We start from the raw sequence: 18,550 nt of genomic DNA on the forward strand, positions 1-18,550 counted from the left end.
TTGCAACCAAAATTACTTTACATTTAATATACCTCAAATTCGAGATAAATTCTAATATTGGATTCCAATAGCTAAATTAAAACAGAATTGATAATCTATAGGACCAAAAAAATACATTTTCTGAATATTTCGAGTATAATAGAGTATTAGAATTTATCACGATTTCAGCAGTGAGAAAGGAAGTTTAAATGATGAGTCAGACAAAACTAACTGAAATAACAGTAGATGGATCATTTAACAGACAACTAAATCGTTTTTCAACACCTTTTGGGAATATGCCTGAAGAACTTCCAATAGAAGCTAATCGATATCGACTCATTTGGTCGGCAGCATGTCCATGGGCACATCGTTCTGTTATTGTTCGAAAAGTCTTAGGTTTAGAAACTACTATTAGTTTAGGAACTGTAAGCCCTATGCGTCCAAGACTAGATCGTGTAGATTGGGAATTTTCGTTAGATAAAAATGGAGTAGATCCAATCTTAAAGACTCGTTATATGAGTGAAATTTATTTTAATTCTGATGAAAACTATTCCGGTCGACCAACTGTCCCAGCAATTGTCGATATTAAATCAGGTAAAGTAGTTAATAACGATTATTTTAAACTAACAAACTATTTTGAAACGGTTTGGAAACCATTTCATAAGAAAAACGCACCAGACTTATATCCAGTTTCGATCCGTCAAGAAATCGACGCACTTAATGAAATTATTTTTACTGATGTAAACAACGGTGTATACAAATGTGGATTTGCACAATCACAAAAATCATATGAAAAAGCTTATGAAAAGTTATTCAATAGATTAGATGAGCTAGAGCAACGATTATCCAAACAACGATTCTTATTTGGTGATAAAATTACCGATTCGGATGTGAGACTCTATACAACACTTGTCCGATTTGATGCTGCCTACTTTTCTGCCTTTAATACAAATCGCAATTTAATTCGGGAATTTAAAAATTTATGGGGATATGTACGTGATTTGTATCAAACTCCAGGATTTGGTGACACGACTGATTTCGATGCGATTAAAAGACATTATCACTTATCTATTACAATTTCAACAGATAAGGAAGAACCAAAAGTTTTACCAAAGGGTCCTGAGCCTTCTTTATGGAATACTCCACATAATCGAGAAAATTTAAGTGGACAAAAAGAGAAGTTCCTTATACATTAATTCAGAGGAGATGAGATGAAATAATGGTAAATATAGAAATTCAAAATGCAAAAAAAGAGATGTACCCATCCATTCGCCAACAAAGAATTGACGCTTATAATGAATATGCAAATGTTCTTCCGGTTGATCATTGGAACGCTTTAAAAAATTCAATTTCTTCAAAAGTTGATGAACAAGAAGGAGTAGATTTAATCGTTGCTACTATTCTAGGAAAAATTGTCGGAAGTGTTGCTTTATTCCCAGCAAAAACAAATGCCTATGAAGGTTATGTTGAAGAACTTGATTATCCTGAAATTCGTATGCTTGCTGTAGACTCAACTTGCCGTGGTCAAGGAGTTGCAAATGCACTTATTTCTGAATGTATAAATCGTACAAAGGAAAAAGGTTTCGAAGCGATTGGCTTACATACTGGAGAATTTATGAAAAATGCTATTAGTTTATACGAAGGAATTGGTTTTAAAAGATTGCCAAAATTTGATTTCCAGCCAGCTGATGACGGTATTAATGTTAGAGCTTACCAGTTGAAATTTAGATTAGAGGATTAAATTATATAATATAGGGTTTTCTTTCGTTTAGCCTTAAGGTAAGATTGGCTATCAAATTGTTTTGTTCATTTAATCATTTCAAATTAGTAATAAAAAGTACTTCTATCTATACTAAGAAGTACTTTTTCTATTTTTAACATAACACCACTGCAACGCTTTATCTGCAAAAATCCAGGCTAGTGTTATTTTCAAAGCGTTTTATTTCAAAAGAAATAGAAATACAGTGCTAAAATATATATACAAATATATACCCATGAACCTATTATCAAAATTAAATTAAAGCACCATTACATCCTTAATTTCAATTTCATTTCAGACACTTGAAATATTGAGTTTTTTAGTAATTTTGTAATAATAAAACATAGTGTTATTTTAAGTAGGTTTTGCAGAACTTTTTTATTATTATAAAAGATTTATAAAAGGAAATAGTTCTATGTAACTAAAGTATAAAACATTTACATATTTACCTTATAAAACTATTAATTGGATTTAATCATCCAAATCCCAATCACTTTCATATGGATTTGCAAATAAGTCTATTTCAATTGATGCTTCGATTTTTGAACAAAAATTAATGACATCTTGGTCATACCAAATGCCTGAACAACATCCATTTTCAATAATTGGGACTTGCATCAGAACAAATTCACATTCATATATTCTTTTAATCGCAATTAATTCATTTACTTTGCTTAAAAGAGACCCAATTATTTCCTTAGCTTGTTTATTTGCATCTAGTGTCTCAATGTAATTTGTGCTCAATTTCCAACTTGTATATGTTCTATACCGCCTTTTTATTGGGATTATTTTACGTTTTCTTGTTGTTATAATCTCTTCACCTTTAATATAAGAATTAGTTGGATTAATCTCTAACAATTTAGTTACATATTCAATTGGAAAGTTATCGCCTTTAATTTCAAAATATGTCATTACACTTGTATGATCCATATTTCGCTCCTCTATGTTATTTAACTCTAGTATACTTTTAAATTGGTTCATAAAAAAGATAATCATTAGTCTTTTTAATGCAAAATATTAAAAGGACTGGTAAGAATATAGCCAGATTAGATTAAGACACTATTTTGAAAAATCCACGTCGAAACTAGTCCTCAAATAAGTAAAAAACCACAAAGGTATGTCCAAAGTTATTACACTTTAAACAACCTATGTGATTTAATTTTGTTTCTAATTCAAATACATTTCTTTTAATTTTTCACGATCTTTTGCAGTTAATCCAATGACTTTTTTGAAGTAATTATCGTATGAACCATAATGTTCTTTAATTTGATTCAATGAAGCTTGTAGCCACTCTTTTTTTACTCCCATAATTGCTGTTACTACTTGTCTTTGTTCATCTGTTTTTAATAGAGGAGCCATTGCATCTAGTTGTTTTTGAATATAAACAGGGTTGTTACTTAACATATAGTCATCAAGTACTGTATTTTCTGGTACTCCAAGAGACAGTAATACAAGAGCAGAACCAACTCCAGTGCGATCTTTACCCGCTGTACAGTGCTGTAAAACAGCATCGTTTTTTGATTTTAAAAGCAACTGAAATAATGTTCTGTACGCTTCTACATCTGGATCTTCAACCATTTCTCTTTGCATCTGTTTGAAAGTCTTGTCCAGTCCTACCATATCTAAATTAAAGATATCTAAAGTTGTACTGCCAGATTTTATAACTGGATCATTGATATTTGCTACACCCTTTATTACTGGATCTGGACTTTTTGCTAACTCATCTGCGCTTCGGTAATCGAGAATTGTTCTTAATCCAGAATTTTGTAAATAAGATATATCATTTTTTGTTAAGCCTACTAAAGCGTCTGAACGATATAATTTTCCCCATTGAACTGTTCTTCCATCAACAGTTTCGTATCCACCTAAATCTCGGAAGTTAAAAGTTCCTTGCAGAAAAACTTTACGCTCTGCAACAATTGTACTCGATCCATTTTCTCCAATTATATGAAAATATGGTCTAGCTTTTGGACTTGGATCGTCCACCGTAATTGAAGTACCAGAATTAACTTTAACTAGTAATTTCCCAATTTTATCTGGAGATGTTGACCAAAATATACTTACTTTGTTTTTTTTATTTGATCCGTCCCATGAAAAATTTAATTTACCTTCCTGAGTACGTTCCACTTTAGCAATTAGTTGATTTTGTTGATTTAGTAATGAAGTCTGTTCTTGTTGTGATTTTACTCCATTAGTATTCATTACTTGAGCATGAGCAGTATTAGATAAAATTGATGAAGCTAAGGCAAATGTTAAACTGTAACTAGCTAATTTTGACTTTTTCATTTTCAGTTCTCTCCACTCTTTTATTCTATTAAATTTAAAGTTGTATTCATAAATCGGAAACTTTCACTTTTTTTTGCAACTTGTGTTTCTTTCTTATGAATAATGCTTTACAAAAAAAGTATATAAATATTTTTTTAATCTCCTATATAAGTGGTGTAAAGAATGTGTAAAGAATATTTTTTAAAGTCGAAATTAACAGAAAACATTTTTTTAATATGAAATCCAAGTGAATGAAGAAACGTCCCCGATTGTACGTATTGGCTGAATGGACCGATTTAAACCTAAATTTTATTAGTCAAAAAGCTTTTTCTTCAATATATAATGATCATTTGTCATAAAAAATCATTCAATAAATAACTAACTAATCTAATTTGTGTTAATTAATTAGAAATAAAAAACAGCATTGGAATACTATCTTAATATGCATCTTTTAAATAAGAAATTTCTTTAAAAAAGTTGGTGTGAATTAATTGTCAACTATAGACAAATCTAAAATTCTGATCGAACCATGGAACGATGCAGATCTTAGTTTACTTATTTCCTTAAACACGAATAGAATGACTCAATATCTTGGTGGACTTGAGAGTTATAACCAAATTATGAATCGTCACAAGCATTATCTAGAAATGAGAAAAATGGGGACAGGTCAAATGTATGCGATAATATTACTTCCCCATCGAACAAAAATAGGAAGCGTTGGTTATTGGGATCGGAAATGGAATGACAAATGGGTTTATGAAATAGGCTGGAGTATTTTACCTCAATACCAAAGAAAAGGTATTGCATCAGTTGCTGTAAAAAAAGCAATTATAAAAGCTCAAGATGAATTAAAACATAACTATATTCACGCATTTCCTTCTATTAAAAATGTTCCATCTAACAAAATATGTGAAAAACTAAAATTCAAATTAATAAAAAAATGTAATTTCGAATACCCGATTGGTCATTATATGGTATGTAATGACTGGCGACTAAAATTAAAGAAGAAAAAGTAAGTTAGGTCTTATATGGGCTTAATTTTTCACTATGTTGAAATAAACTAGTCAATAATTAAAATGTTGCTAAGCGACCTATTTAATAGATAATTTGTTATTGGAATACAAAAAAACATTAGTAAAAGACCTTTTTCAGAATATAAAATATTGAGATATTATTTGTTTGAAGAAGAAATTTTACTAGTAATTTATAATTAAACGTTCTACCGATATTAGTAAATAACTTGCTAATTAATTTCTATTTTTCTCTAAGTAAAGGGGATTAGTGAGGTTCTTTATTGCACACTATTTTATTTTGAAGAAGTTGATTGGAACGAAAGGATGCTCGACTCCTATGGGAAATGCGGGAAGGCTGAGACCCCGCAGGCGCGCCGAGGAGGCTCAGGTCTCGCCCCATGGAAAGCGAGAATCCTGTAGTGGAAATCAACCTCATAAAACTTTCCTTACATTGAATTATAGAAAAGTCTTACTTAATCGGTGAAAGTTAAGTCTTATATCGGCTTAACTTTTTGTTTTTAAAAATTCTAGTATTCTGAATCATTATTCATTATAATTAAAAAGTTACATAAAAAAGCCGAGCTCAATTTATTATTGGCTCAGCTTTATTTTTTAGTTTATTCAAAATAAAATAATGAATCGTGAGAAGTATTTGTCTGATAGTAGTTCATTAAATCTTCTACTGAAATTCCTCTAATTTCAGCAATATCATTAAAACTCATATCATAGTGATATGACAGTTCATGTAAAGATAATGCTGGATTATTTGCTAATAATTCATAATCAGGTATATTTTCAAATTGTTGAGACATACTCATCACTTCCTTTTGCAGTTTCTTACTATCCTTTCCTAAAATTTACAAATTTAGTCAAGAATGTCGAAAAGAAATGATGTGTACATAAAATTGATTAGTTAGGTGGTATTATGATTCAAACTATTTTACACGCAACTTTATTATCATTTGGTTTAATTCTACCTTTAGGGGTGCAAAACGTATTTATTTTTCAACAAGGTGCAACTCAAAAAAAGTTTATTAGAGCTTTACCAGCTGTATTAACTGCATCGCTCTGTGATACGTTATTAATTACTTTATCGGTTACAGGAGTGTCTGTCCTTATTTTAACTTCACCATATTTAAAAACTGCGCTTTTAAGTTTCGGAATTTTATTTTTAACTTATATGGGCTGGCAAACATGGAAAGCTAAATCTTCTGAGATCACATCAAATCAAGACAATTTCTCAGTGAAAAAGCAAATATTGTTTGCTGCATCTGTTTCACTTCTTAATCCGCATGCAATCTTGGATACAATCGGTGTAATTGGAACGAACTCGCTTCAATACGATGGTAATGAAAAAATTGCATTTGCGATTACTTGTATAGCCGTTTCGTGGATCTGGTTTATATCCCTTGCAATAGCAGGTCGAACTGTCGGGAAAATCGATCAATCAGGTAAATTCATGATTATCATTAATAAAATTTCTGCGATCATCATTTGGTGTATTGCTTTATATTTATTAAAAGGATTAATCATAGGCTAATAATATTTTTGATTTATCTATAACCTCAATAAAAAGCAGTATATAGATAATTTACTATATACTGCTTTTTTATCTCAACTTTCTTTACTACCTTTTAGAAATAATCCAAAGCAGCTAAAGTAAGAAATGCTTCTATTAATCTTAGGAGTTTTTCTTTTTCTTCGGAATTTAACATCTTATTCGCAGTACGTATAATGGTAGTACCTTCAATCCAATCATCTTTTTCGATTGGAAAATAGCCAGCTATTTGAAACAATTGAATAACAGGAACACCAAGAGGATCTGCTAGCCTTTGGATAATTTCCGATGATGGAATTCCTTTTTTTCCATTTTCAATTTGTGAAATATATGAATGTGACACGTTCGCTTTTGTTGCAAGGCATTTAATTGATAAGTTATTTTTTAATCTAGTCAATCTGATAAAATCAGCAAATAATTTTGATCGTTCATCAAGTTTATTTTCTTTATAAACTACATCAAATTTTAAATTACTATTTTTTTCATTCTTTGCGAGATTAAAAACTTCTTCTGAAATACTTTTTAATGGAACTTTCAATCCATCAGGTGCATTAACAATATAAGCACACCAAATTAGCTCTTCAGCATTACCACCTGTTACTTTTGCAATCGCTCTTGTTAACTTTTCTTCAGGTGGAGTTAGTTTCGCATTTTGCAATTTACTTAAATAGCTCTTGTCTTTTGAAAAGCCCATTTTATTTAATTCATTTGCAATTTCAGCCAAACTTAAATTTGAATTTTTTATATATTGCTTTAATAATTTGTAGTACATACTCACACCATATCCCTCAATTTACTTCTAGTTTTATGTTTATGTGTAAATCAAGGACCTTGACACAATACTATTTTATGTTTTTTTGAGATTTATGAATTTCGTGAGTATTTACATAATTTTCCAAAATAAATAAATTTAATAATTAAGTCTAAAGTACTAAAACCCGCTCAAAAATTTAAGCGGGTTTCTTTATACTCTAAATGATTTTACCAATATTTATTTTTCGAATTGCTCTAAAACTCTATTTTGAAGAATTTCAATTAATTCTTCATCCATATACTGATAATCATCCGCGATATCTAGATTTACAACCGTTTTATGATTAAGCAAAATACCGAATTTTTCACGAATTCTTCTTAAATGCTTTTTCTCCATTACAAAAATGATATCTGCCCAACCGATATGTCCTTCAGTCACCTTAACTCTAGCTACTGATTCTGTACCAGCTGATCTTGCATGATGTCCATCATATAAGTGAAAGATTTTTTCAGCTGTAGGACTTCTCCATTGATTTTTACTGCATATAAATAGTAATTTGATTAGGATCACACCTTAAAAATTATTTATTATTTTTTACTAAATAAATATGAGCTAAATGATGCTGACTATGCCAAGCATATAAGGCTATAAGAAAATCAATACTTATTTTTTGGTTCAGTTCAGGGTGAAAACATGTGCTTTTAAACTGTTCATCTGTTAATGATTCGAGTAAAACGACATATCTTTCGTGGATTCCTTCAATAATTTTTAAGGAACTTTGAAAATCATAATTTGAATCGCTTAATGTAATCCAGGCATTTTCATCATACCCTTTGATTGTTGGGTTTTCTTCAGTTAAAGCTAATTTTACTCTGATCAGGCTATTCATGTGGCTATCTGCAACATGATTAATAACTTGTTTTGGTGTCCATCCACCTTCACGATAAGGTGTATTTAATTGTTCTTCATTTAGAGTTGTTATTGCTTCCTTAAATTTAAATGGAGCATCTTTTAACACTTTTATAAATTCTTCTCTTTGTTTAGTTGTGTAGCTTGCTGGAATGTTAAATCTACCAATTGGATATTTCAAATTTTCCATTTTAACTCCCCCATTTACCAGTTATCTATAAAAAAACAACAAAGCCATGCAAGACTTTGCTGTTTTTTTTACTAAATTAAAGTGTATTAAATGTTTCAGTTAATACTGGAACGATTTGTTTTTTGCGAGAAACAACACCTTTTAATAATGCAGTATTGTTTTCTAAAGTTACATTGTATGCTTTTTCTACTGCATTAGTAGCAGTACCTTTTACAACAGCAACTGAATCATTTGTTAAAATATCAGTTACGACAAATAAGAATAAGTCTAAACCTTTATTTGAAACGATCCCATCTAGTACGTTTTCTAATTCAGCTTGACGTGAAAGTACATCATTTGTATCAACTGCATTTACTTGAGCAATTTCAACTTTAAAGCTGCCCATTTGGAACTCTTTAGCATCAAGGGAAACTAATGATTCAATTGATTTATCAGCTAAATTTGCACCTGCTTTTAACATATCTAAACCATATTCATCTGCATTTACACCTGCAATTTCAGCAAGTTCCTTTGCAGCAACGATATCTTGTTCAGTACATGTTGGTGATTTAAATAATAATGTGTCAGAAATAATTGCTGAAAGCATTAGACCAGCAACTTCCTTTTTAATTTCAACATTATTTTCTTTATATAATTTATTTAAAATTGTAGCAGTACATCCAACTGGCTCACAACGATAGTATAAAGGATCGCTTGTTTCAAAATTTGCAATTCGGTGGTGATCGATTACTTCAAGTACACGTACTTGTTCAATATCATCAGCACTTTGTTGACGCTCGTTATGGTCAACTAAAATTACGCTTTTCGTTTCAACTGCTACTTTTTCCACTAAACGAGGAGCATCTGTTTTAAAAGTATCTAGTGCAAATTGAGTTTCTGCACTTACTTCTCCTAAACGAATCGCTTCAGCGTCTACTCCTATAGCTTTTTTTAATTCTGCATATGCAATCGCAGAGCAAATTGTATCTGTATCTGGATTCTTGTGACCAAAAACTAGTACTTTTTCCATCATGATTCTCCTAACTTATATCTCGTTTTTCAATATTTTTATATGTATTTTTAATACCAAGAAATGGTTTTAATATAAAACGCTTCAATAATAATACCATATCAAAATAAAAAAAAATAGCCAAAATGGCTATTCTTTACAGTTTGTGGACAAAGTCTCTAAAACTGTTCTTTTCAGCTATTTATTCATGCGAATTTATTGCGCTAATTGTTTAAACAAAGCATTTAAAATGCTTCGAAAACAAAAAATAGCTTAAGTCACTCATCAGAGTTTTTGTATGACATCGTATCAGTAATTGGTTCATTTTTTGGTAACCAATCAATTGGTATATCATCTGCCGTATTCATATCCTCAAGTAACATTGCATCAAAATTATGTTGATTCGGCTCAGTTGATTTCTTCTTATTAGATTTACTCATCTTTAAGACCTCACTTGTCATTTAATTTTCAAGTTTAGTTTGTGTAAAAGATGACTGAGCTAATACTTATTTTACATTTTTAATGATAATTTCAGGAATTGATATATTTTTACGCGGTTTTATATTATCAATAATAATTTCGGCAATATCGTCTGGATTCATCATTTTTGAAGTTTTGTCTTCATCAAAAATACCAGCCCAAAAATCAGTGTTCATTCCACCCATATATGCTGCAAATACTGATATAGGTGTTCCTGTTAATTCAACTACTAAACTTTCCGTAAATCCTTTAACACCAAATTTACTTGCACAATAAACTGATTCAGTAGCTTTACCAATTAACCCCGCAGTTGAAACGATATTAACAATCGTTCCACTATTTTGTTTTTTCATTTGTTTAAGTACTTCTTGTGAACAAAAAATTGTACCTTTTAAATTAATGTCAATCATATTATGTACTGCTTCTTCATTCAATTCATCTGCAAGCTCAAAAATGCCAACACCTGCATTATTAAATAATAAATCAACATTACCGTATGTTTGAACAATAGTATCGAATACTCGTTTTACATCATCATATTTAGAAACATCTATCGTATGGATTGAATAATTGTTTGGTAATTGTTTTCCAACTTCTCTTAGTTTATTTTCAGTTCTTCCTAATAAACAAATATGTGCTCCATTTTCTGAATACTTTTTAGCTAATGACGCTCCTAATCCACTTCCTGCGCCTGTAATTATAACGACTTGATTACCCAATTTAAGACCAACTTTCTATAAATAATATTTATCCGAATAATTTCATTATAGCTATTAAACCAAAACATGATACAATTGTAAAAGTGTTTGTTTAGGAGGTCGTAAAATGAATACTACAAAAACGGGGAAAATATCACATTTTTTTAAATTATTGCTTCCGATTTTAATCACACAAGTGACATTATTTTCAATGTCATTTTTTGATACGATTATGTCTGGGAATAGTAGTCCAGGAGATTTAGCAGGTGTTGCGATTGGCGTAAGTGTTTGGACACCAATCAGTACTGGTTTAACAGGCATTTTGGTTGCTATTACAACCATGGTTGCCAATTTAAAAGGTGCAAAAGAAGAAGAAAAAATAACTCCGCTTATCACACAAGCACTTTATTTAGCTGGTATTATTGCAATTGTTATTATTATTATCGGGATCTTTACGATTCATCCAATCTTAAATCAAATGAATCTTGATCCAAAAGTTCATCGAGTAGCACTTCATTTCTTATACGCTTTATCATTTGGAATTTTACCTTTATTTTTATATACGGTAATTCGTCAGTTTATTGATGGATTAGGAAAAACAAGAACAACGATGATCATAACAATTATTTCAGTACCGGTTAATGTTATTTTAAATTTTTTCCTTATATTTGGTAGAGCTGGTCTTCCTCATTTAGGAGGAGTTGGAGCTGGTGTTGCATCAGCTATCACTTATTGGATTATTTTTGGAATTGGTTTTTACATTATTAAAACTAAAAAGCCTTTTAAGTCATATAATATTTTAAAAAAGCTACCACCAATTTCATTTACTACTTGGAAAAGTATTTTAAAATTAGGTGTGCCAATTGGACTTAGTATCTTTTTTGAAGTAAGTGTTTTTTCAGTCGTTACTTTATTATTAAGTGAATTTGATACGAAAACAATCGCTGCGCATACAGTTGCTATGAATTTTGCAAGTATGCTTTATATGGTTCCATTAAGTATTTCAATGGCTTTAACAATTGTAGTCGGCTTTGAAGTTGGCGCAAAAGATTTTCAAAGTGCGAAGGAATACAGCAAAATTGGTTTATTGATGGCTGTGTTGATCGCTTCAGTTTTTGGAGTAATCATCTACTTATTCCGCTATGATGTTGCAGGTTGGTACACAAATGATTCATCTGTACAATATTTAGCTGGTGGATTTTTAATTTTTGCTATTTTGTTCCAACTATTTGATGCAGTTGCTGCACCAATACAAGGTGCATTAAGAGGTTATAAAGATGTTAATGTGACATTAGTGATGATGATTTTGGCTTATTGGGTGATCGCTTTACCAATCGGTTATTTTCTATCTCAAACGAGTCTTGGTGCAAAAGGATATTGGCTAGGTTTAATAAGTGGATTGGCTGTTTCAGCAATTACTTTAACTTTCCGATTAGTACAACTCCAAGTTAAAAAATTAAAACTTTCTGAAGCATAAAAAAAGGATGGAAAAGCATTATGGCTTTTCCATCCTTTTTTTCATCCGCTTAATCATCTTGAATCGTCAAATGAGTATTTTCATCATCCAATTGATCAAGTAATTCGCTTGGAATATGTTTTGGTATGACATCAGCTGGGACTTCCCCATCTACACTTAAATAGTAGTGTCGAATCGGCTTTAAGTCATTATTTAATTCATAAACTAATGGAATGCTAGTAGGAATATTAAGTGAAGCGATCCCATCTGCTGAGATTTCATCTAAATATTGAACAATTCCTCTTAACGTATTACCATGCGCGGATATAATAACCTTCTTACCTGATTTTAATGCAGGTGCAATTTCTTCATTCCAATATTTTAACACTCTTATTTCAGTATCCTCTAGACTTTCCGTCAGAGGGTATTCGCCTTCTAATAAGTCTTTATAACGAGGCTCATTAATCTCGTACCTTGGGTCATCTGGCTCTAGAGCTGGCGGCCTAATATTCATCGATCTTCTCCAAATGTTAACCTGTTCATCTCCGTACTTCTTCGCTGTTTCTGTTTTATTCAGTCCTTGAAGTGCGCCATAATGACGTTCATTTAATCTCCATGTCTTATGCACAGGAATCCACATCATATCAATTTCATTTAAAATAATCCATAATGTACGAATTGCTCGTTTAAGGACTGATGTATAAGCAATATCAAAAGCAAACCCATTTTTTCTTAAAATAATTCCAGCTTCCCTAGCTTCAGAAAGTCCACTTTTGGTTAAGTCAATATCAGTCCATCCTGTAAATCGATTTTCAACATTCCATAAACTTTGCCCGTGTCTGATTAATACAAGTTTAATCATATCGATCTCCTTTTAAAGTCAAAGATAACATTTAGTTTGCTGAAAAGTTAATCATTTGATTCAAAAATAGCACTTAGTTCCAACGTAGATTAAAATTTGCGTGATCTAATTTATAATTGATTTAACAGAAAATTCAGTTTATAATAGCTAAAATACAACTTTTAAATAAATCCGAAAGTACGTTATCATATTTTAATACCTTCATTTTCAAAACCTTTTCATAGTTGTTTCCAATCAAATCTTTCCTTATTATTTTACTTTGAGCTTTCATATCCATATTGATTCTTCTTAATACTAATTAGTCTAAAAGATTACATCTCATCGTTAGTTCGATTAGTTTTTGTCTAAGCTATATTAATATGAAAGAGGTGTTTTAAAAGTGGAATTTCGTAGTAGTGGTAGGCTCTCCAATTTTCTAGTAGTCATCATGTTTTCAATTTGCTTGTCTTCGTTCATCTTTTACGTTCAAAAACATGGGTTTCCAAGTACACTTAAGTCTTATTGTATCATTTCTTTATTAGGATTAATGTTTTTAGCTTACGTCGGATATATTCGAAGTATGGTGATTAGGATCAATGAAAATGAGGTTACATATGAACATTGGGGATTCAAACGAACGATTCCAGCACAACATATTACGCGAGTTAATCTGCAATATCGTTATAAAGAAACAGCTTCATATAGTGCATACCTAGTCATAAATCATCCTGAAGAATCACTTTTTATACCCTCTATGATGTTTCAAGGTCAAATTGACCGGATAACAAAAGCAATTAGAGACATTATGATTTATTAATTTTACATGTCAAAAAGAACTGAAGACTAGCCTCAGTTCTTTATTTGTGATTAAAACGATCGCTTTACTGCATCAACTATTATTGAAGGAAACAGTACTTTTTCTCCATGGTTTCTAGGATCATATTGTTTTGAACGAAAAATAATACCATCCTTCCCATCCCATTCATTAAAATGAAACGTTCCATCTTCATCACAGTATTCTAATAATGTCACTTCAAAGCCCGCTGTTTCAAACATAGTAATAAGCGTTTTATAATTATATACAATTTTATGGCTAGCTGCTGGATGATCTTTTGGCCCAGGGCCGCCTACCTTTACAATATTTTGATAGGTTTCATCTTGAAAAAAACCATCTGGTACAGCACAACGAATATAACCTGATGGCTGTAAATATTCATAACAAATTTCAGCTGCTTTTATGCCTTCTTCATATGTAAGATGCTCCCAAACATGTTCGGCTAAAATAGCTGAAAGTGTATTTTTTTCAAATTTTCTTTCCCAAGTAGACTTTTCTAATAAATTAAGTTCTTCTTCTTGAGTTTGAATCCAAGTTGGATTATTGTTATATCCTCCAGCTCCTATTACGACTCTTAATTTTTCACGGTTAATCGACATTCGATTCATTCACCTCAAACTAGATTTTAATCAATTAGTATAATTCTTTACCTGCACCATAAATTCCTCTTTTATTCGTAGAAAAATGTCAAATTTTAGTAGATATCATATTTTTTCAAGTTTTGAATTTTAGAAAATGAATCATTTACCTTTAACTTAATTTCGTAAAATATCTAATTTATTGATTTAAATTCTTAGCCTATATCTTGGGTATAATAATTCCAGTAAATGGAGGCGTTTAAATGACAATTGATCGAATATGTACGATTGGACCGGCTAGTTTTGATAAAAAAATACTGTCTGAATTAATAGAACACGGAATGACAATCGCAAGACTAAATTTTTCTCATGGAACACACGAAAGTCATTATAGTGTTATCGAACAAATAAAAACAATAAATTTACAGACTGGAAAAAACATTAAAATTTTAGGAGACCTCCAAGGCCCAAAAATTCGATTAGGTACTATAGAAGGCGACAAAATCATTCTTGAACCTAATCAAACTTTTACACTCGTTATTGATGAAAGTACAGGTAATCGTAATCAAGCAAGTGTTGATTATAAAGGCATAATAAACGATGTGAAGCCGGGCAATCGTATCTTAATAAATGACGGTGAAGTAGAACTCATTGTTGAAGAAGTAAATAATCATAAAGTTGTCACTTCAGTTAAAGTTGGCGGTGAAATATCTTCCCATAAAGGTGTTAACCTACCAGGTGTAAATACAAGCTTACCAGCTATAACCGAGAAAGATCAAAAAGATATCGAATTCATCTTACAAGAAAACTTAGATTTTATTGCTTGTTCATTTATCAGACGTGCATCACATTTAAATGAAATTAGGAATTTTATCAAATCGAAAAATGGAAAAATTCCACAATTAGTCGCAAAAATAGAAACAATTGAAGCAATAAAAAACTTTAAAGAGATTAATAAAGAAACAGATGCAATTATGATTGCTCGCGGTGATTTAGGAGTCGAACTTCCTTACCAATGGATTCCACTTTTACAAAGAGCAATGATTCATGAATGCAATTCCACTAATACTTATGTAATCACAGCAACACAAATGCTCCAGTCAATGGTCGTTCACTCATTACCGACAAGAGCTGAAGTAACTGATGTTTTTCAAGCAGTAATGGACGGAACGAATGCCGTCATGCTTTCTGCTGAAAGCGCTGCGGGGCATCATCCTGTTGAAAGTATTGAAACGTTGAAACTTGTATCTCAGTTTGCTGAGACTGTTAAAACGAAATCGACTTTTGATTTTGGTGATATGCTTGAATTGATTAATTCTTCAATAAAGTAAGATGTTTGAAATGAACAATCTAAACACTCGGTTTCAAGACTTTAGTCTGCATATTCATGGGTTTGTCATACCTTTCAGGGGTGATGACTGTTCAGATTATTTAGCAAAATGAAAAAGACCATAATGTGGTCTTTTTTTTGCTTTCGCCTTTTTTCAAATAAATTTTGATATAACACTTTAAAACTTGAAGCAAAGATGGGGTATCTGAAAGGAGTGAAGCTGATTTTAGATTCCTATTTGTTTGAAATTTAACAGTTTTCTTCTATTTTCTTGCCGATTTGGATAGAATTTAAGCAAACTCAGTGATTGTCTATTATTAATGATGAATAACATGAATAAATACCCCTACCGCCATGGGTATTAACTTTTCTAATTAGGGATTACAGGGATTTTATTTGCATTTTCACCAATTTTAATTGCACTTTTGACTATTTTAATTGCATTTTCACTAATTTTAATTGCAGTTTTACTATTTTTAATTTGCAGTTTATCCTTTAATTGCAGTGTCTGAGCTATTATTTGCAGCCTTCAGACTTTTATTTGCACATTTTACATTCTTATTTGCAATAAGTTTTTTTAATACATTTCTTGCCCCCTAATTAGCGACTTTCAAAAATTAAATTGTACGTCCCTCAGCCTTATTTGTACTGCACTATTTTTATGACTAATTTTATAACTAGTCTTTTTAAATGATCCAAATAAAAAAAGGTAGCCCCAAAACTCGGGACCACCTCATTCTACTTTTCTTTTTTATAAAATCGTTCACCGTTATCTGGATTAAAATAAACTCTAGTTTTTTCACCAGTCACCGGGTCAATATTAACCTCGTTCGTTCGCTGAAATCCTTGTGGGATTTGATTTCCATGGTTTCGATTAAAACGTTTATCATATACAAAATAGCCAAGTAGTAAACAAATAAGAACGATTAAAATCTGAATTCCATAAAAACCGAATAGAAATTTCACTATACTCTCTCAACTACAACTGCAGTTCCATAAGCAACAATTTCACTCATGTTTTGCCCAATTTCTCCAGAATCGAAGCGCATCATAATTATTGCATTTGCATCCATTTCACTAGCATTTTTAGTCATTCGATCCATCGCTTCTTTTCGTGCATCTTCAAGCATTGCAGTGTATTGTTTGATTTCTCCACCAACAAGACTTTTTAGACCAGCTAAAATGTCTCCACCTAATCCGCGACTTCGAACGATTACACCAAATACAGGACCTTTCACTTCTACTACTTTGTAGCCTTCAATGTTTTCAGTTGTAACTACCATCATAAATATCACCTCATAAAATTTTTTCTACGTATAAAGTAATAATTCGTGTACACGAATATAATCCCTTTATAAAATATTGAATTTTGTATGTCATTCATTATTAAGAATAGCATTTTCTGTTAAAATTTGTAAGAAAAGTTTTTCTACCTCGACAGGAGACTTCTTATTTACATTAATAAATTTAGTATTAAACTGCTTATACCAATCTTTTTCATACAAATATAGCTCCATATTTTGACTAAATGAATTTCTTCTTTTTGATAAATCATTTTGTTTTCTAAATTGTAGTGTTTCTAACTCAGCATCTAAGTAGAAAATTAAATCTGATCTGCATTTCCTCAGTTCACCAAGTTCATCTTTTAAACGATTTTCAATATCCCATATGTAACCGTTTGCGATTGGAAAATACAGTGTGTAGAATTCGATATCCTCTGGACCTCGATCTAAAATGACAAGTTCATTATTTAATTGTTCAAAGCGCTTAATTTCTGCCTCAATAAACAATTTTTGGTTTTCAATAAACCCTTCTAATGTATGTAAATCAAGTTTCAAAGTATTCCTTTTATTAACAATTGGATATGGATTTTCGTATAATACTTCAATGCCTTGGAATTGTTTTTCTAATGTTTTCGCTAATGTTGTTTTCCCAACAGCCATTCCACCTTGAATTGAAATAATTTTGTTCATATTATCACCTACCCATTATTAAAATTTATCATTCAAATAAAGCCAATCATATTTCATCATAATATTCTCGTCTTCTAAATACCAACAAATAACAATTTGGACTATAATAATACTATATTGTTATTTCATTTAAAGAGTATTAAGGAGAATTTATGGTTAGATTTTTCATTACAATCGGAAGTTTACTATTAGTACTATTTCTTTTTTATGGTCCAATTCCGAGTTTGTTAACAAGGCTATTCAATTTATTTTCAATTAATCAAGTTTCAAACCGAAAAAAACAAATCGCTTTAACTTTTGACGATGGTCCACACCCGGTTTATACGTCTTTACTTCTTGATTTATTAAGGTCCCATTCAATAAAGGCAACTTTTTTTGTATTAGGTTCCGAAGCAGAAAAGCATCCTGCAATTATTAAAAGAATACACGAAGAGGGACACTTACTTGCTATTCACAATTATAAACATAACTGTAATTGGTTTCTAAGTCCGAATTCCTTAAAAAATCAAATAGATAAGACTGCTGATATTATAAAGAATTTAACTAATTATGATCCAATTTATTATCGACCGCCTTGGGGACTTGTTTCACTTCCGCTTTTATTCCAAAGGAAATACCGACTTATTTTATGGTCTGTCATGGCAAATGATTGGAGCAGTAAACATGGAAGTCAAGGCATATTAAACCGTTTAGTAAAACAAACTAAAGCAGGCTCAATTGTGTTATTACATGATAATGGGGATACAGTTGGTGCAGATGAGTACGCACCTAGCTACACAATCAAAGCTTTAGAAAGCTATATTTTACAATGTTTTGAAAATCAGTATGAGTTTGTTCTAATTAATGAATAGTTTAAAAAGAGAGTTCATTTGCACTCTCTTTTCTTAATGTATAAATAATCCGAAAATCCCCATATTCTCACATCTAATCATTTAAAACTTTAC

General features: G+C 30.9%; 22 protein-coding genes. 8 read left to right on the forward strand and 14 right to left on the reverse strand.

Features of this window, described 5'->3' with window-relative positions; genetic code table 11:
* Positions 1-191 precede the first annotated feature (191 nt).
* Positions 192-1,175: a glutathione S-transferase family protein gene (locus tag CN692_RS06815; protein ID WP_098118400.1), complete on the forward strand. Its 984-nt coding sequence runs from the start codon at positions 192-194 to the stop codon at positions 1,173-1,175.
* 23 nt (positions 1,176-1,198) lie between these two features.
* Positions 1,199-1,720 (forward strand): GNAT family N-acetyltransferase, encoded by a 522-nt coding sequence (locus CN692_RS06820; protein ID WP_098118401.1) that lies wholly within the window; start codon positions 1,199-1,201, stop codon positions 1,718-1,720.
* Between the two features lie 489 nt (positions 1,721-2,209).
* On the opposite strand, the gene CN692_RS06825 is transcribed toward CN692_RS06820, so the two are convergent.
* Both CN692_RS06825 and CN692_RS06830 read right to left on the reverse strand, forming a co-directional pair.
* Positions 2,210-2,668 carry a DUF4279 domain-containing protein gene (locus tag CN692_RS06825; RefSeq protein ID WP_179874384.1) on the reverse strand — a complete coding sequence of 153 codons (459 nt, stop codon included), beginning with the start codon at positions 2,666-2,668 and terminating at the stop codon, positions 2,210-2,212.
* A gap of 237 nt (positions 2,669-2,905) precedes the next feature.
* A complete protein-coding gene (locus tag CN692_RS06830) occupies positions 2,906-4,024 on the reverse strand; it encodes a tyrosine-protein phosphatase (RefSeq protein ID WP_098118403.1) in 1,119 nt (372 codons plus the stop codon).
* Between the two features lie 470 nt (positions 4,025-4,494).
* Here CN692_RS06830 and CN692_RS06835 point away from each other — a divergent pair, with 470 nt between their 5' ends.
* The gene (locus CN692_RS06835) at positions 4,495-5,019 is read left to right on the forward strand and encodes a GNAT family N-acetyltransferase (protein ID WP_098118404.1); all 525 of its coding nucleotides are present in this window, start codon (positions 4,495-4,497) and stop codon (positions 5,017-5,019) included.
* Between the two features lie 614 nt (positions 5,020-5,633).
* Here the strand turns inward: CN692_RS06835 and CN692_RS06840 are convergent.
* Positions 5,634-5,828, reverse strand: coding sequence for a hypothetical protein (locus CN692_RS06840; protein ID WP_098118405.1), 195 nt, complete (start codon positions 5,826-5,828; stop codon positions 5,634-5,636).
* Between the two features lie 113 nt (positions 5,829-5,941).
* On the opposite strand from CN692_RS06840, the gene CN692_RS06845 reads away from it, so the two are divergent.
* Positions 5,942-6,556 (forward strand): LysE/ArgO family amino acid transporter, encoded by a 615-nt coding sequence (locus CN692_RS06845; protein WP_098118406.1) that lies wholly within the window; start codon positions 5,942-5,944, stop codon positions 6,554-6,556.
* Between the two features lie 94 nt (positions 6,557-6,650).
* Here CN692_RS06845 and CN692_RS06850 read toward each other — a convergent pair whose 3' ends face one another.
* From CN692_RS06850 to CN692_RS06870, 6 genes are all read right to left on the reverse strand, one after another.
* Positions 6,651-7,346 (reverse strand): helix-turn-helix domain-containing protein, encoded by a 696-nt coding sequence (locus CN692_RS06850; RefSeq protein ID WP_098118407.1) that lies wholly within the window; start codon positions 7,344-7,346, stop codon positions 6,651-6,653.
* A gap of 219 nt (positions 7,347-7,565) precedes the next feature.
* Positions 7,566-7,889 (reverse strand): low molecular weight protein tyrosine phosphatase family protein, encoded by a 324-nt coding sequence (locus CN692_RS06855; RefSeq protein WP_179874387.1) that lies wholly within the window; start codon positions 7,887-7,889, stop codon positions 7,566-7,568.
* 19 nt (positions 7,890-7,908) lie between these two features.
* Positions 7,909-8,427, reverse strand: a complete 519-nt coding sequence (locus CN692_RS06860; protein WP_098118409.1) for a YfiT family bacillithiol transferase — start codon at positions 8,425-8,427, stop codon at positions 7,909-7,911.
* 76 nt (positions 8,428-8,503) lie between these two features.
* The gene (locus CN692_RS06865) at positions 8,504-9,436 is read right to left on the reverse strand and encodes a manganese-dependent inorganic pyrophosphatase (protein ID WP_098118410.1); all 933 of its coding nucleotides are present in this window, start codon (positions 9,434-9,436) and stop codon (positions 8,504-8,506) included.
* Positions 9,437-9,693: 257 nt separating this feature from the next.
* Positions 9,694-9,855, reverse strand: a complete 162-nt coding sequence (locus CN692_RS26075; RefSeq protein WP_179874385.1) for a hypothetical protein — start codon at positions 9,853-9,855, stop codon at positions 9,694-9,696.
* Positions 9,856-9,921: 66 nt separating this feature from the next.
* On the reverse strand, positions 9,922-10,614 hold the full coding sequence (locus CN692_RS06870) for an SDR family oxidoreductase (RefSeq protein WP_098118411.1): 693 nt from the start codon (positions 10,612-10,614) through the stop codon (positions 9,922-9,924).
* A 106-nt stretch (positions 10,615-10,720) separates the two neighbouring features.
* Between CN692_RS06870 and CN692_RS06875 the strand changes: the two genes are divergently transcribed.
* Positions 10,721-12,070 carry an MATE family efflux transporter gene (locus CN692_RS06875; protein WP_098118412.1) on the forward strand — a complete coding sequence of 450 codons (1,350 nt, stop codon included), beginning with the start codon at positions 10,721-10,723 and terminating at the stop codon, positions 12,068-12,070.
* Between the two features lie 49 nt (positions 12,071-12,119).
* Here CN692_RS06875 and gpmA read toward each other — a convergent pair whose 3' ends face one another.
* Positions 12,120-12,911, reverse strand: a complete 792-nt coding sequence (gpmA, locus tag CN692_RS06880; protein ID WP_098118413.1) for a 2,3-diphosphoglycerate-dependent phosphoglycerate mutase — start codon at positions 12,909-12,911, stop codon at positions 12,120-12,122.
* A 379-nt stretch (positions 12,912-13,290) separates the two neighbouring features.
* Between gpmA and CN692_RS06885 the strand changes: the two genes are divergently transcribed.
* The gene (locus tag CN692_RS06885) at positions 13,291-13,707 is read left to right on the forward strand and encodes a hypothetical protein (protein ID WP_098118414.1); all 417 of its coding nucleotides are present in this window, start codon (positions 13,291-13,293) and stop codon (positions 13,705-13,707) included.
* A 50-nt stretch (positions 13,708-13,757) separates the two neighbouring features.
* Here the strand turns inward: CN692_RS06885 and CN692_RS06890 are convergent, their stop codons facing one another.
* The gene (locus CN692_RS06890; protein WP_098118415.1) at positions 13,758-14,324 is read right to left on the reverse strand and encodes a class I SAM-dependent methyltransferase; all 567 of its coding nucleotides are present in this window, start codon (positions 14,322-14,324) and stop codon (positions 13,758-13,760) included.
* A gap of 242 nt (positions 14,325-14,566) precedes the next feature.
* Here CN692_RS06890 and CN692_RS06895 point away from each other — a divergent pair, with 242 nt between their 5' ends.
* Positions 14,567-15,634 (forward strand): pyruvate kinase, encoded by a 1,068-nt coding sequence (locus CN692_RS06895; protein WP_098118416.1) that lies wholly within the window; start codon positions 14,567-14,569, stop codon positions 15,632-15,634.
* Between the two features lie 737 nt (positions 15,635-16,371).
* Here CN692_RS06895 and CN692_RS06900 read toward each other — a convergent pair.
* From CN692_RS06900 to CN692_RS06910, 3 genes are all read right to left on the reverse strand, one after another.
* Positions 16,372-16,599 carry a hypothetical protein gene (locus CN692_RS06900; protein WP_098118417.1) on the reverse strand — a complete coding sequence of 76 codons (228 nt, stop codon included), beginning with the start codon at positions 16,597-16,599 and terminating at the stop codon, positions 16,372-16,374.
* Entirely contained in the window at positions 16,599-16,919 is a 321-nt protein-coding gene (locus CN692_RS06905; protein WP_098118418.1) for a YbjQ family protein, read from the reverse strand. The genes CN692_RS06900 and CN692_RS06905 overlap by 1 nt, the downstream gene beginning before the upstream one ends.
* Before the next feature lie 90 nt (positions 16,920-17,009).
* On the reverse strand, positions 17,010-17,606 hold the full coding sequence (locus CN692_RS06910) for an AAA family ATPase (protein WP_098118419.1): 597 nt from the start codon (positions 17,604-17,606) through the stop codon (positions 17,010-17,012).
* A gap of 152 nt (positions 17,607-17,758) precedes the next feature.
* Between CN692_RS06910 and CN692_RS06915 the strand changes: the two genes are divergently transcribed.
* Positions 17,759-18,457 carry a polysaccharide deacetylase family protein gene (locus tag CN692_RS06915; protein WP_098118420.1) on the forward strand — a complete coding sequence of 233 codons (699 nt, stop codon included), beginning with the start codon at positions 17,759-17,761 and terminating at the stop codon, positions 18,455-18,457.
* Positions 18,458-18,550 lie beyond the last annotated feature (93 nt).

The organism is Bacillus sp. AFS002410, assembly GCF_002556365.1.
Taxonomy (GTDB): domain Bacteria; phylum Bacillota; class Bacilli; order Bacillales; family Bacillaceae_G; genus Gottfriedia.

Bases quoted from the DNA above. Each gene is read 5' to 3' on its own strand.
- CN692_RS06815 (WP_098118400.1), top strand. From the start codon at position 192: ATGAGTCAGACAAAACTAACTGAAATAACAGTAGATGGATCATTTAAC.
- CN692_RS06820 (WP_098118401.1), top strand. From the start codon at position 1,199: ATGGTAAATATAGAAATTCAAAATGCAAAAAAAGAGATGTACCCATCC.
- CN692_RS06825 (WP_179874384.1), bottom strand. From the start codon at position 2,668: ATGGATCATACAAGTGTAATGACATATTTTGAAATTAAAGGCGATAAC.
- CN692_RS06830 (WP_098118403.1), bottom strand. From the start codon at position 4,024: ATGAAAAAGTCAAAATTAGCTAGTTACAGTTTAACATTTGCCTTAGCT.
- CN692_RS06840 (WP_098118405.1), bottom strand. From the start codon at position 5,828: ATGTCTCAACAATTTGAAAATATACCTGATTATGAATTATTAGCAAAT.
- CN692_RS06845 (WP_098118406.1), top strand. From the start codon at position 5,942: ATGATTCAAACTATTTTACACGCAACTTTATTATCATTTGGTTTAATT.
- CN692_RS06850 (WP_098118407.1), bottom strand. From the start codon at position 7,346: ATGTACTACAAATTATTAAAGCAATATATAAAAAATTCAAATTTAAGT.
- CN692_RS06860 (WP_098118409.1), bottom strand. From the start codon at position 8,427: ATGGAAAATTTGAAATATCCAATTGGTAGATTTAACATTCCAGCAAGC.
- CN692_RS06865 (WP_098118410.1), bottom strand. From the start codon at position 9,436: ATGGAAAAAGTACTAGTTTTTGGTCACAAGAATCCAGATACAGATACA.
- CN692_RS26075 (WP_179874385.1), bottom strand. From the start codon at position 9,855: ATGAGTAAATCTAATAAGAAGAAATCAACTGAGCCGAATCAACATAAT.
- CN692_RS06875 (WP_098118412.1), top strand. From the start codon at position 10,721: ATGAATACTACAAAAACGGGGAAAATATCACATTTTTTTAAATTATTG.
- gpmA (WP_098118413.1), bottom strand. From the start codon at position 12,911: ATGATTAAACTTGTATTAATCAGACACGGGCAAAGTTTATGGAATGTT.
- CN692_RS06890 (WP_098118415.1), bottom strand. From the start codon at position 14,324: ATGTCGATTAACCGTGAAAAATTAAGAGTCGTAATAGGAGCTGGAGGA.
- CN692_RS06895 (WP_098118416.1), top strand. From the start codon at position 14,567: ATGACAATTGATCGAATATGTACGATTGGACCGGCTAGTTTTGATAAA.
- CN692_RS06905 (WP_098118418.1), bottom strand. From the start codon at position 16,919: ATGATGGTAGTTACAACTGAAAACATTGAAGGCTACAAAGTAGTAGAA.
- CN692_RS06910 (WP_098118419.1), bottom strand. From the start codon at position 17,606: ATGAACAAAATTATTTCAATTCAAGGTGGAATGGCTGTTGGGAAAACA.
- CN692_RS06915 (WP_098118420.1), top strand. From the start codon at position 17,759: ATGGTTAGATTTTTCATTACAATCGGAAGTTTACTATTAGTACTATTT.